The 12,797-nt window shown below is 52.4% G+C and carries 13 protein-coding genes; 6 read left to right on the top strand and 7 right to left on the bottom strand.

Annotated elements, in window-relative coordinates:
- The coding region (locus tag H627_RS0114330; protein ID WP_027829479.1) for an immunoglobulin-like domain-containing protein at positions 1 to 826 on the top strand (826 nt) is incomplete at its 5' end.
- Between the two features lie 98 nt (positions 827 to 924).
- Here the strand turns inward: H627_RS0114330 and H627_RS0114325 are convergent.
- Complete coding sequence (locus H627_RS0114325) at positions 925 to 1,869, bottom strand: 2-dehydropantoate 2-reductase (protein ID WP_027829478.1); 945 nt, start codon at positions 1,867 to 1,869, stop codon at positions 925 to 927.
- On the bottom strand, positions 1,866 to 3,071 hold the full coding sequence (locus H627_RS0114320; protein ID WP_035441232.1) for an L-lactate MFS transporter: 1,206 nt from the start codon (positions 3,069 to 3,071) through the stop codon (positions 1,866 to 1,868). Before H627_RS0114320 ends, H627_RS0114325 begins: the two co-directional genes overlap by 4 nt.
- A gap of 168 nt (positions 3,072 to 3,239) precedes the next feature.
- Between H627_RS0114320 and H627_RS0114315 the strand changes: the two genes are divergently transcribed.
- The 4 genes from H627_RS0114315 to H627_RS0114300 all read left to right on the top strand — a co-directional run bounded on the left by H627_RS0114315 (position 3,240) and on the right by H627_RS0114300 (position 7,045).
- A complete protein-coding gene (locus H627_RS0114315) occupies positions 3,240 to 4,088 on the top strand; it encodes a LysR family transcriptional regulator (RefSeq protein WP_258457787.1) in 849 nt (282 codons plus the stop codon).
- 113 nt (positions 4,089 to 4,201) lie between these two features.
- A complete protein-coding gene (locus H627_RS0114310) occupies positions 4,202 to 5,218 on the top strand; it encodes a tagatose 1,6-diphosphate aldolase (protein ID WP_027829475.1) in 1,017 nt (338 codons plus the stop codon).
- A gap of 126 nt (positions 5,219 to 5,344) precedes the next feature.
- Positions 5,345 to 6,100, top strand: a complete 756-nt coding sequence (locus tag H627_RS0114305) for a MerR family transcriptional regulator (RefSeq protein ID WP_027829474.1) — start codon at positions 5,345 to 5,347, stop codon at positions 6,098 to 6,100.
- A 54-nt stretch (positions 6,101 to 6,154) separates the two neighbouring features.
- Complete coding sequence (locus tag H627_RS0114300) at positions 6,155 to 7,045, top strand: aldo/keto reductase (RefSeq protein WP_027829473.1); 891 nt, start codon at positions 6,155 to 6,157, stop codon at positions 7,043 to 7,045.
- Positions 7,046 to 7,130: 85 nt separating this feature from the next.
- Here the strand turns inward: H627_RS0114300 and H627_RS18570 are convergent, their stop codons facing one another.
- The 4 genes from H627_RS18570 to H627_RS0114285 all read right to left on the bottom strand — a co-directional run bounded on the left by H627_RS18570 (position 7,131) and on the right by H627_RS0114285 (position 11,351).
- A complete protein-coding gene (locus H627_RS18570; protein ID WP_155827953.1) occupies positions 7,131 to 8,282 on the bottom strand; it encodes a rhamnulokinase in 1,152 nt (383 codons plus the stop codon).
- Complete coding sequence (locus H627_RS20750) at positions 8,174 to 8,629, bottom strand: hypothetical protein (protein WP_155827951.1); 456 nt, start codon at positions 8,627 to 8,629, stop codon at positions 8,174 to 8,176. The genes H627_RS18570 and H627_RS20750 overlap by 109 nt, the downstream gene beginning before the upstream one ends.
- A 26-nt stretch (positions 8,630 to 8,655) precedes the next feature.
- Positions 8,656 to 10,443 carry an L-fucose isomerase gene (locus H627_RS0114290; protein WP_027829472.1) on the bottom strand — a complete coding sequence of 596 codons (1,788 nt, stop codon included), beginning with the start codon at positions 10,441 to 10,443 and terminating at the stop codon, positions 8,656 to 8,658.
- Positions 10,444 to 10,583: 140 nt separating this feature from the next.
- Positions 10,584 to 11,351: a DeoR/GlpR family DNA-binding transcription regulator gene (locus tag H627_RS0114285; RefSeq protein ID WP_223849920.1), complete on the bottom strand. Its 768-nt coding sequence runs from the start codon at positions 11,349 to 11,351 to the stop codon at positions 10,584 to 10,586.
- Between the two features lie 230 nt (positions 11,352 to 11,581).
- Between H627_RS0114285 and H627_RS0114280 the strand changes: the two genes are divergently transcribed.
- On the top strand, positions 11,582 to 12,367 hold the full coding sequence (locus tag H627_RS0114280; protein WP_027829470.1) for a class II aldolase/adducin family protein: 786 nt from the start codon (positions 11,582 to 11,584) through the stop codon (positions 12,365 to 12,367).
- A gap of 130 nt (positions 12,368 to 12,497) precedes the next feature.
- Here the strand turns inward: H627_RS0114280 and H627_RS0114275 are convergent.
- The coding region (locus H627_RS0114275; protein WP_027829469.1) for an IS3 family transposase at positions 12,498 to 12,797 on the bottom strand (300 nt) is incomplete at its 5' end.

Below are 12,797 nucleotides of genomic sequence, written 5' to 3'. Positions count from 1 at the left end.
TGTGACTGCTGACCTCTCCAAAGTCGACATGCAAAAAGCGGGCACCTATGATGTTGTCCTGACTGCTGCCGATGGTCAGACCAAGACTGTTAAGCTCACAGTGCTTAACGTCTTGCCAATTATTTATCCAGCGCCGGAATTTACTTTCACCAAGGAGTTCGTCAAGGACCCAACCATCAACTCGGGGACTACCTTTGATCCAATTACAGGTATCTATGCTTGGACCGACAGCACGCACAGTACGCCGATTCCAAGCGTAGATTGGCAAATTTCCGGCAACGTGAATACGAACCGAGCAGGTGCCTATACGATTAACTACACGATCACGAACGCGTATGGGCGGACGGCCACACTAACTCGTACAATTACGGTGGCCGTCAATGGCCCCACCGAAAGTAAGACAAGCGGAGTCGTTTATGTTATCAATAATGCGGGAGCGGTGCTGTATTCTGATTCAGCCACCAGTATCTCTCTAGGCCGAACACTCATTATTGCAACGGCTTGGAAATATTATGGTATTGTGAAAGACGCTAATGGCAGAATTATCGCCTACAACTTGGGCGGTAAGCAGTATGTCAAAGCAAGCGACGTGTCGACGTCCCCCTTTGCTGATCGCGGCATCTTCACTGTACGTTATCCCAAAAATGCTAACTGGTCGGTTGCAGTATACGATTCTCATCTGAATGTATTGAAGCTTATCCCTGCCCGCTCTTCTTGGTTGACTTATGGTACGCAAACATTGGCAGATGGTCGGACATACTTCAATCTTGGTGGCAATCAGTGGGTTAGAACTGATTATGGCTACTGGCGGGCTCAAACAAATTAACCTTTACTCCACCCACCATTGAACTGGCATTACCTGTCTCAAACGAAGAGCGGCCTGACATCGATTTAAACTGATGTCAGGCCGCTCTTTGTATTGTACTACGCAGGAATCCTCACCGATTGCTTCGACAGCACTTCCTTCCCATGGATCAACTGCGTCAACAGGCGATTCACCGGGGTCGGAATATTGGACGCCGCGCCCTTAGCGGCAATGAAGCCGTTAAGAAAATCAATCTCCGTCGGCCGCCCCTTCGCCAGGTCCTGATACATCGACGGATAGTGGGCACTGTTGCCTCCTGGCGCAAACTGGGCCAGAATCAATTGGCGGGCCGCATCTAGATCAAAGGCAATGTGCTCATGATGAGCAACTACGGCAAATTCGTTCAAAACACCGTCGATCAGTGTTTCATGATTCGGCAGGCGGCCAAATTCGCCAACGTTGCAATCAAGCAGTGCCGTATAAGTGTTCAAGACACAGTTCAAGGCGGCCTTCTTCCAGATAGCGGCCAAGACGTCATCCGACGCAATGGGATTCAGCCCAGCTTGATGGAAGGCCGTCAAGACTGCTTGGAAAAAGTCATCGTTTTGACCGGCTAATGGTTGCAGGGTCACATTGCCCGCACCGGTCAATGTGATCTCGCCCGGGCCGTCTAATTCAGATGACCACACCGTGACTCCGGCAATAATTTGGCGCCCCGGGACGAATTTCTCCACCTGCTCAATGTTGCCGATTCCATTGGCCAGCACCATCACGTGGGTCGTACGAGTAATGATGGACCGTAACGATTCCAGCATTGGGGCGATGCCCATCGCTTTCGTAAACAGGATAATCAGGTCGAAGCTTCCGTGGACATCCTGAGGCAGGGCTGCTGGGATCCAATGAGGCGTCACTGCGTTGCCCACGTGGACCTGCAATCCCCGATCATTAATGGCTTGGACATGGTCAGCCCAGGGATCAATGAACATGACCTGGTTGTCCGTCGTCGCCAGCATCGTCCCAAACCGGCCGCCCATGGCGCCCGCACCTGCAATTGCAATTTTCAATGTACTTCCGCTCCTTTTGCTTGATTAATGGCCCGCTGGCCCATCCGCTGCATCACTTGAATCATGACCACGCCGCCAACCAGTAAGAAGATGGCCAGCATGAACACGGGGCTATAAGAACCGCCAGCCCCGATCGCCGACGTGACATAGGGCGAAATCACCGACCCCAGGCCGAAGCCGGCGTACATGAAGCCGTAGTTCATCCCTTGATTGCGCATTCCAAAATTTTGACTAGTCAGACTCGGGAAGATGGTCAGTACCCCGGCATAGACAAAGCCGATCCCCACAGCGCCAATGTAGAACGCCGCCGCACCGCTGCCTAACGTAAGCAGCACCATCAAGGCGGCCATGCTCAGGTAAACCACAGTCAGCGTCCGGTAGTTGCCCAATCGATCGGCTACAGCACCCCAAACGACCCGACCGATCGAGTTAAAGATAGACACCAAGCTGACCACCAGAGCGCCGGAAGCCAAGCCGAATTGTTCTGTCCCGATTTGAACAGAAGCTGAATTAATGACCACGCCTGCAAAACAGCCCACAGCGAGAATAATAAACAATATCCAAAACCGTACCGTTTGCAGCATACCGCGCCAATCTTGATCCATGGGTGAGGCTGGAATTCCGCCGCTGCCCTTAGCTGGCGCTGAGCGGATGAAAAATTGGGTGACGAACAGCACGCCCAAATACACGATACCCAGCCACAGCAGCGAATTCGTGATCGACATTTGCGCCAAGAAGAACTTGGCCAGCTCCGTACACAACAGGGTGCCGACACCGACACCGGCCAGCACGATTCCTGACGCCAAGGCTTTGCGATCCGGGAAGAACTTCATCACATTATTCAAATTCCCCGTGAAGGCGAGGCCGGAACCAAATCCAGCCAGCAAGCCGTACGTCAGCAGCAGCATTGGCAGGGTGTGGACAAAACCGGACAGGATAAAGCCCAGGGAAAACAGAATGCCGCCAATAATAATGGCCGCCTTCCCGTGCCCCTGATCGATCATCTTGCCACCGATAATCATCGGTATCGGAATGATCCCCATATTCAGGGAAAAAGCCAGCGCCAATAAGGCCGGATCCCAATGGAACTCAGCCATTAATGGTCCCTTGAAAAAGCTGAAGGCATATACGCCGCCCAGCACGAAGTTGATCACGACGTGCGCGGCCAGCATGACCCAGCGGTTTAACGGACGGTTAAGCATACAACGAACGCTCCTTTACATAACTCTTGTCTACGATTGATTGCTTTTCACTTCACATTGAGTATATTAAGTCGTGCACCCGTGAACAATATGCCGTATACTTGGTAACCGATAAGTAACGATTATCAATTAGAAAGAGGGCCGTCTTTCATGTGGACACTCACCTAGCTGCGCTATTTCAATATTTTGACCCAGACCCTTAATTATCGTGAAGCCGCCGAACGGCTGGATATCAGTGAACCCGCCCTGAGTATGCAGATTCGCAAGTTAGAAAGTGTCCTGGGTACCAAACTGTTCCATCGCCAAGGCCGGGCCATTGCCTTAACCACTGCTGGGCGACAATTCACCTTTCATGCGATTCAAATCCTCCAAGCCGTTGATGATGCCAATCGCTCGGTCACGGCCCGCACGCCCCGGCAGACGCTGCGCCTTGGGGCCTCCGGCAATCACCTTTTCTCGCCCATCATCGGCCGAATCGCCGATGCCTATCCCCAACTCACCATTCAAATGAGCGAGTTGACCACCACGGATATCATTGACCAGGTGAAAAATCATACCTTGGATGCCGGGATCGCTTTTCTGCCCGTGGATGATCCGGCCATCAGCAGCCACTACCTCTTCAGCGATCGTCTCATGGCCATCACTGCGCCGGATAACAACGCCTTGCAAAAGGCCACCCTCGCTAACTTAAGCCGCGTACCCTTGGCCGTCCTGGCCGACCGGTTCTATGTCCGGCGTATTTTGGACGATGCCTTCCAAGCCCAATCGCTGGTTCCCCATTACCAGCTCGCTCTAGGCAGTTACCACAGTATCGCCACTGTCGTACAACACAGCCACGCCGTGGGATTAGTATCCGCTGCTTTTCTGCGCAGCCAAGATCCGCATCGCTGGCGCATTCTGCCCTTGGCCGACACCCTGACCCCACTGCCCATGGGCTTTATTTATCCCCGTGGGACTGCCTTAGACCCGGTATTGCAGCAAACATACCAGGCGGTGGCGGCTTTTCACCATGACTAAAGTGTGCATTCCCGGGTATATCGGGGGTAATATGTGACGTCAGCGCCAACCTGTTCTATAATAGAGGCGGTTCGGGAAAACAAACGCAATTACAATAGGAGGCTATTCTATTCATGAGTGTCAAATTGAATGCATCACAGTTGGAACACTTGAAGAAGCTGTCTAACGACAGCAATGTCATTTCTGCCTTGGCCATTGACCAACGGGGTTCGATCAAGAAGATGATCGCGGAAGCCGGCAACAAGCCCGCTAACGAAACCGAGATCGTGGACTTCAAGAAGGCCGTTTCTGCCGAATTGACCAAGTACGCCAGTGCCATTCTGCTCGACCCTGAATATGGCTTGCCGGCCACCAAGGTCCGTGACCCGCAGTCCGGTCTGCTGCTTTCTTACGAGAAGACCGGCTACGATGCCACTGAACCCGGCCGCTTCCCTGATTTGATCGACAACCAATCTGCGCTGCGGATCAAGAACGAGGGCGGGGACGCCGTCAAGTTCCTGCTTTACTATGATCCAGACGAACCCGACAGCATCAACGATCGCAAGTATGCCTTTGTTGAGCGGGTCGGTGCTGAAGCCAAGGAAAACGGCCTGCCGCTGTTCTTGGAGCTGGTTACTTACGATGGTAAGAACGAGAACGCCAGCGCCGCTGACTTTGCCAAGGTTAAGCCGCACAAAGTCATCGCTGCCACTAAGGAATTCAGCAAGCCGCAATACAACGTATCCGTTTTGAAGCTGGAAGTTCCGGTTAACCAGAAGTTCGTCGAAGGCTTCACTGACGAAGGCGTCAAGCCGGTTTACAGCAAGGCAGAAGCCGCTAAGTACTACAAGGAAGAGAGCGAAGCCACTGACTTACCGTTCATCTTCTTGTCCGCTGGGGTATCCAACGAGCTGTTCTTAAAGGAACTGCAATTCGCCAAGGACGCTGGGTCTACCTTCAATGGTGTCCTTTGCGGCCGGGCAACTTGGAAGCCAGGGATCAAGCCGTTCGCTGCTGAAGGCGAAGCGGCTGGCCGCAAGTGGTTGGAGACTGAGGGACGCGCTAACATCGAGCGTCTGAACAAGGTCTTGGCCACAACGGCGACGCCTTGGACTGACAAGGTCGAGGAAGAGAATACTGTTAACGCCTAATCAGCTTTAGACTCCTTAACGACGAAGAGACATGCCGAATTTTTTCGGGCATGTCTCTTTTTTGTTTGACCTTACCGCTGCGTCAACCTATACACTATACTGTGAGCAACAAGGAAGGATGATCCCATGGTCTACACAATTCAACAACTAGCCGCCTTAGCCGGTATCAGTACCCGTACACTGCGTTACTATGACAACACCGGCTTGTTAAGCGCTCAGCGGAATCCAGACAATGACTATCGGGAATATACCGAAGCACAAGTCGACCGGTTGCAACGCATCCTGTTTCTCCGCCTTTTCGGTATGCCATTAACTACCATACGTCAGATTCTTGATGCCCCGCCAGCAATTCAGCAGACCGCCCTACAGTCTCAACGAACCCGAATTGTTCAAGAACGAGATCGTCTCAATCGCTTGCTTATCAACCTAGATCAAACACTCAGTCAAGGAGGTCCCACGATGACAGATGAAGAAAAATTTGCTGCTTTCAAGGAGAAACAGATTACGGATAACGATGCTCAATTTGGCCCCGAAATTCGCGAAAAGTATGGTGAAGACCAAGTGACGGCCGCAAACAATCAGTATGCCGGGTTAACTGCCGTCGATTATGCTGCCATGCAACGTACTGAAGCAAAAATGTTGACGCTGCTGAAACAAGTCGCTGCAAGCGGCACAATCAACTCCGCCGCTGCCCACCAAGTATTTGCTTTGCACAAGGAGTGGCTGCATTATACTTGGCCGACTTATTCTGCCAAGGCTCATCAAGGTTTGGCACAAATGTATCTCGCCGATTCCCGCTTTCACCAGTACTATACGGCTAAAACTGGCACTGCCAACGCAGCCGCTGTGCTGGCCGAGATCATCACCAAGTACGCGCGTTGACTTTGCGCCATTTTTACCGATACAATCAAGTCAATCACAAAGGAGACGATTGGATTGGGTAAAATCAAAGCACAGTCATTAACCGACACGTACACATTGAACAACGGCGTCCATATTCCCGTCATTGGCTTCGGTACCTGGCAGGCTAAGCCTGATGACGCTTACACCGCCGTGAAGGCCGCGTTGGCTATCGGCTACCGGCATATCGACACGGCCGCCGTTTATGGTAACGAAGAGGCCGTGGGCAAAGCCATTAAGGATTCGGGTGTCCCCCGTCAGGACATCTTTGTCACCACCAAGCTATGGAACGAACAGCGCTTGAATTACGATGATGTCCTGCACGCCCAGTTTGATTCACTGCAACGGTTAGGGCTGGACTACATTGACCTGTACTTAGTCCACTGTGCCGAAATTGCCAACCACCATCAGGAATGGCAAAAGCTCAACGCTACTACCTGGCGGGCGATGGAGTATCTTTACACCCACGGGGCTGCTCGAGCCATCGGCGTGTCTAACTATATGGTGCGCCACTTGAAAGAATTGGCAAAAACCCAGGAAGTCGTCCCGGCGGTGAATCAAAACTACTTGAACCCTTTTGACCGTCAAGAGGAACTGGTCGCCTACGATACGACCAACAACATTCTGAACGAGGCGTATTCGCCTCTGGTTACCGGTGAGCTGTTGAATAACGCCATTGTCACCGCCATCGCCAAAAAGCATAACCGCTCCGCTGCCCAAATCCTGATCCGCTGGAGCTTGGAAGAAGGCTTCCTGCCGCTGCCCAAGTCGATTCATCCGGACTATATCGCCGCCAATGCACAAGTCTTTGACTTCGAATTAGATGCTGACGATCATGAGCAGATCGCGACGCTGCAGGGCAAAGGTCCGATGAATGACGATCCGCGGACCGTGGATTTTACCAACTTTATTCCGTGGGAAGATTAATTTCCTCCCAACATTTTAATGAATGCCCTGTTTTTCCATACAAAGAAGGCACCCGACAAAAAAATCGAGTGCCTTCTTTGTATGTTTAGGAAAGTTGATGACTGGCAATCGCACTCTTGTACAATCGATAGGCCGTGTCGACTTCCTTCTCTGCGGTCGGCAGACACTGCTTGGCATCGCTCAACGCGGTCACAATTTCCTGTACTTCATCATCAGTGGCCATATTCTGCACCTGGAGCTGGGCAACGAGATTGCCTGTGGCACTCCCCTCGATCGGGCCAGTGATCACCGGCAGCCCCGTGACATCCGCCGTCAATTGCACCAGTACGCGGTTTTGAATACCGCCGCCGAACATGGCGATTTGTTCCACCCGCACGCCAGCAGCTTCTTCTATTTTTTCCAAGGTATCCCGATAACTATACGCGATGCTTTCTAACACCAGGCGAATCAGTTCACCCCGGGTCTTAGGCAATGGTTGAAGCGTGCTGATGAGGTAGTCGTGGATTTTTTCACTCATCCCGCCTGGTTGAGCGAAGACGTCGGCGCCGGTATCAATATACGCGTGAATGCTAGTGGCATGATCTGCTTCGCTGGTCATGCGCTCAAAGCTGATGCTGTCCCCCTTCAGGGACCATTCCCGCTGGAGCTCCTGGATGATCCAGAGGCCGGTCAGGTTCTTCAGCAGCAGGTTGCTGCCGTCAAAAGCACCTTCATTGGTTAGCCCATTAGCAAAGGCCGTATCGTTGGTAATCGGTGCTTTAGTGGGAATTCCCATGATCGACCAGGTGCCGCTGCTGAGGAAAGCCGTGGGTTTGTCTGGGTGACGCATGAGCGGTACCGCCAACAATCCGGCTGCCGTATCATGCCCCGGACCCATCACCACTTGCAAGGGACTCGTGAGCCCCATTTCTTCTCGAATCGCAGGTAAAATTGGTCCCAGGACTCGGCCGCCGACCACCGGTTTGCCGAACCAAGGGGTGGGAATCCCCAACTTCGTCATCAGCGGTATATCCCATTGCCACTTTTCTGCATTCAGCAGACCTGTCGTGGAGGCAATCGTATACTCTGTCTCCGCGATACCGCTGAATAGATAATTCATGAAGTCCGGCATCAACAGGACCTGGGCGACTAACCCGCTATACTCCGGGTAGCGGCGCAAATCACTGAAGAGCTGGAGATTGGAATTGATCTGCTGGGGATAGACCCCGGTGGTCTGAAACAGCTGAGCCGCGGGCATGAGCTGCCCAAAGGCGCTGAGGTCAACGGTCGTACGCTGATCGCGGTAGCTATGGGGCGCAGCCACCACTTCGCCGTAACGCGACAGCAGTCCGTAATCGACCCCCCCCAGGTATCCACGCTGAAGCTGGCCAGCGCCCCCACTTCGTTCTCCGCCATGTTCAAGCCGTACTTGATGTCTTGGAACAGCTTCATGTAGTCCCAATATAAGCCGCCGGCAATGTGCACCGGCCGATTGCCAAAGCGGAAGATTTCTTTGATTTCCGGGCCATTCTTGGTGAATTCGCCCGAGACAATGCGGCCGGAACTGGCCCCTAGATCCACCGCAATCAGATTGATGTCGCGCATTGCCCTGTCCCCCTTGTTAATTGCTTTTAGTGATAGAGCGGGCCGAAGTTCTGGCACGCCCGGAAATCAGCTCCTTCTGCCTCTTCCGTGCCAAAGTTGCTCCAGGCCCGAGGCCGGAAGATGTCCTCTTCAGCGACATTATGCATATAAACCGGGATCCGCAACGCTGATGCCAGGGTGATCAGATCAGCGCCAATATGGCCGTAAGAAATAGCCCCGTGGTTGGCGCCCCAATTGTCCATCACACCATACACACTCTTGAAGGCACCGTGACCCGTCAGTGTTGGTACAAAAATGGTGGACGGCCAGCCTGGATCAGTCCGCTGATTGATCACAGAGAAAACTTTCTCCGGCAAATCAACGATGTACCCTTCGGCCAATTGCAGCGTTGGACCGACGCCCTTGACGAGATTCAACCGGGTCATCGTTGCCGGCATGCCGTTGGCGCCGCCGCGGCTGACATAATTACTGGAGAAACCGCCGCCCCGGAAGTAACCAATATTAGCCGGGATCCAGCGCGTGTTCTGCAATGCCGCATCCGCTTCAGCCTGGGTCACATCCCAAAACGGTTTGATTGCCGGTTGGCCGTTAATTTCTTCGTAACCAGCACCATCCAGCGATTGCGCACCGGAATTACTCAGATGCAGGAAACCATTAGCCGCCTTGCCAGTCAGAGTCTCACCAGTGACCCGTTTAACGGCCTCTGGGCTCCAATAGGTGCGCACATCGGCAAAAATCTGCGGCGTATTCGTCAGCAGATAATTGAACAGCATGGACACCGCGTTCAAGCTATCATTCTCCGTCGCGAACACATTGGGCGCGTGAATGCCATTCCAGTCAAATTGACTATTGAGCAGGGATTCCATGTAGTCGCCGTTCGGGAAATGGTCGGTCCACTGGCGCTGACCCTGGAAGCCGGCCGCGATCGCATAATGACCTTTGCTCTCTTCACCAAAGCCTTCCTCAGCCAGTTTCTCATTACCATCCATCAGATCTCGGGCAATCAGGACCATCTTGATACTGGTCTGGAACTGCTCAGCCTTTTGGGCATCCGAGAACTTGTTCGGATCATCAGCATTGTAAATATCCGGCCCAACCGGCGTATGCTCTTGCGCCCAGGCCCACGCCTTATCGAATTCTGCATGGTCATAGATACCTTCATCAATGCGCCGCGTGATTTCGGACATATCCACATATTCATTGCGCATCCCCAGATAATCCTGGAAGAAATCCGGATTCACTGTTGACCCGGCAATGCCCATAGCTACACTACCGATGGACAAATAGGCCTTGTTGCGCATGATGCCGATGGCCAACGCCGTTTTGGCGAAACGAATCAGTTTCTTCGCCACATCAGCGGGAATTTGGTCGGCGTCGCTATCCTGCACATCTTCGCCATAGATACCGAAAGCCGGAATTCCCTTCTGAGCATGGGCGGCCAGCACGGCGGCCAAATAAACCGCCCCCGGCCGTTCGGTCCCATTGAAACCCCAAATGGCGTGGGGCAGATCCCGGGACATATCCATCGTTTCGCTGCCGTAGCACCAGCACGGGGTGACCGTAATCGTGCCGCAGATATTGGCCTTGTCGAACTTCGTCTTCGCCGCTGCGGCTTCCCGCACGCCGCCGATCGTGCTGTCCGCGATTACCGTTTCGACAGGCGTACCATCGGGATACCGCAACTGCTCATGGATCAGCGCGGCCACTTGGTGGGCCATCGCCATGGTTTGATCTTCCAATGACTCGCGGATACCCCGCTCCCGGCCATCGATCGTCGGGCGAATACCAATTTTTGGATACTCAACTTGCAACATGCTGATAATTCCTCCTTATATTTTCAACCAGTTTACTAGTTATAGTGTAACCCCTTACATTTAGGCGGAAAAGAAACCGGCGCTCACTTGGTAATCCGTCACACTTCGGCCTACTGACCACCATCAATCGCCAACAATCGTCAATTGCCGTAAAGCAATTCCACCTCATTGGCCTCCAAGTTCGCCACGAAGTCTGCCCCCGGCTTTTCATCAGTAATCACTGCCTCCAGCGTTTCTGTGCGGGCCAAGCGGTAATAACTGCGGGCGCCAAACTTGGAATGATCTGCCAGCAGCACGGTTTTCTCAGCATGGGCCATCATCTTTTTTTTCAAGATAGCCTGCGATTCACTGGACATATAGATATGGGTGGGTGTGATTCCGGTGCAAGAAAGAAAGGCGAGATCTGCCGTGAAGTTATCCACATAGTCCACACTTGTTTCCCCCAGCAGCGACCCAGAACCGCTCTTCAACCGCCCGCCGGTCACATACGTCTTCACCGCGGGCATATTATCCAAGGCCACTGCCAGCCGCAAGCCATTGGTAATCACGATGGCACTATGCAGGACGCTCAAATATGGTGCTAAGAAAGACGCTGTACTGCTGGAATCAATAAAGATGGCCTGATTATCTGTCAAAAATGTACTGGCAATTTCGGCGATTTTCTTCTTCTCGGCCTCGTGTTCCTGTTCGCGAAACATATAGGAAAGTTCCACGTTATCGGCCCGAGCGAGTTCGACAACGCCATAACCGCGATTGATCTTGCCGGTGCGTTCCAATTCCACCAAATCCCGGCGCAAACTCGAATCGCTTACAAACAACTGTTTCTGCAAATCCGCCACTGAAACGACCTTTTTTTTCTCCAAAATTTCTAGGATTTTGGATATTCGTTCGCTTTTATACAAGTTCATCACCTCACCATGATTATACCGTCTCCGTAATAATTCCCACAGTCTAAGCTTGTGAAATGATTTTAAGTGAGCTTTTTTGACGATTGATGACGGATTCAGTCAGTTTCTCTGCACGTTATCCAACCTGCTGAGCTGACTCCCGCAAGCTGTCTGTAAGCGCTTATAATTAAGCCAAAAGCGCAATTGGATGGCACCAACTATCGCATCCAACAGAACTGGAGGAAAACACAATGGAAATGATGTTTCAAAAGGAACGTGAAGACCTGGCCCGGACTGTCCGCCTGCTGTTCGATCGGAAAGATACTAATATTGCCGGGGGCAACCTCTCCGTTAAAGTGTTCGACCAAAGCGAGCATCCCTATATCCTAATTACCCCCACCTTCATGGCCGAGACCTTCTACGGTGACCTGCATGCTGCCCAGATCCTGGTCGTCGATGCGGTCAGTAAAGAAAAAGTCGACGGTGTCGGCGTGGTCACTCGGGAAATCAACCTGCACGAAGGGGCCTACGAGACTCACCCTGGTATTCGCACAGTGATCCACTCCCATGCCCCGGAATCGCTATTCTGGGCCACCAGCGGTCTGGAAATGCCTAATGTTACCGAATCTACTCGGGAACTCGGTCGCATTCGGACCCTGCCCTATGCCCCGGCCACTTCCATTGAACTGGCCAAAATCGTCAAAGACGCCCTGAGTAAGATTGGTGATAAAGCAGTCGAAAACGTCTTTCTGCTCAACAGCCACGGCGTCGTAATCACCGCATCCGAGCTGCACATCGGCGCCCGTATCCTGGAGACACTGGAGTGGAACGCGCGCATTGCTTATCAGCAAACTCTCTTTATCAAATTAGGACTGCTGAAGACCTATCAATCCTGCGGCCAGGATGCTGATTTACCGGTTGAGGTCTTTCCAATTGCCCTGCCGGATATTCCGGTGAAGAGCAAGGATATGCCGTTCCCAGAGGGCATGACTCGGCCGGAGAGTGAAATGACGGCGGCACCAAAGATTCCGGAATAAGCCGATAATACTTTTTTGTTCGGCAATCCATCGTCAGCCGACTTTTCTAAATTAATGAACTGCTCAACTAAAAAAAAGCGAGGTACCTGGGGTGAAGTGCAACAAAAAAGTTAGACAGTTTGAAAAATAATTACGCTGCGGCCTGAGTCCGGTATTCGATCGGAGTCAGGCCGTTTTTGTTGAGTGAGATGCGATCATGATTAAACCACGTGACGTAGTGAGTCACGACTTGTTTCAGCTCTGAAAGATCTTTGATGGGTTGCCGATTGATCCGTTCATGCTTGAGCAGATTGAAGAAACTTTCCATTGGCGCATTATCGTGACAGTTACCCTTACGAGACATGCTGGGAACGATCCCCATAGCATGTACCCGAGACTGGTATTCACGGGTCTGGTATTGCCAGCCTTGATCGGAGTGCATGATTGGCGT

Source organism: Schleiferilactobacillus harbinensis DSM 16991, from assembly GCF_000425885.1.
Taxonomy (GTDB): domain Bacteria; phylum Bacillota; class Bacilli; order Lactobacillales; family Lactobacillaceae; genus Schleiferilactobacillus; species Schleiferilactobacillus harbinensis.
This window is presented reverse-complemented; position numbering and strand designations above follow the sequence as displayed.

What these genes read in the sequence shown, in the direction of transcription:
- H627_RS0114285 (WP_223849920.1), bottom strand. Translation starts at nt 11,351, where the DNA reads ATGAACTTGTATAAAAGCGAACGAATATCCAAAATCCTAGAAATTTTG.
- H627_RS20750 (WP_155827951.1), bottom strand. Translation starts at nt 8,629, where the DNA reads ATGCGCGACATCAATCTGATTGCGGTGGATCTAGGGGCCAGTTCCGGC.
- H627_RS18570 (WP_155827953.1), bottom strand. Translation starts at nt 8,282, where the DNA reads ATGCCCGCGGCTCAGCTGTTTCAGACCACCGGGGTCTATCCCCAGCAG.
- H627_RS0114305 (WP_027829474.1), top strand. Translation starts at nt 5,345, where the DNA reads ATGGTCTACACAATTCAACAACTAGCCGCCTTAGCCGGTATCAGTACC.
- H627_RS0114280 (WP_027829470.1), top strand. Translation starts at nt 11,582, where the DNA reads ATGGAAATGATGTTTCAAAAGGAACGTGAAGACCTGGCCCGGACTGTC.
- H627_RS0114290 (WP_027829472.1), bottom strand. Translation starts at nt 10,443, where the DNA reads ATGTTGCAAGTTGAGTATCCAAAAATTGGTATTCGCCCGACGATCGAT.
- H627_RS0114310 (WP_027829475.1), top strand. Translation starts at nt 4,202, where the DNA reads ATGAGTGTCAAATTGAATGCATCACAGTTGGAACACTTGAAGAAGCTG.
- H627_RS0114320 (WP_035441232.1), bottom strand. Translation starts at nt 3,071, where the DNA reads ATGCTTAACCGTCCGTTAAACCGCTGGGTCATGCTGGCCGCGCACGTC.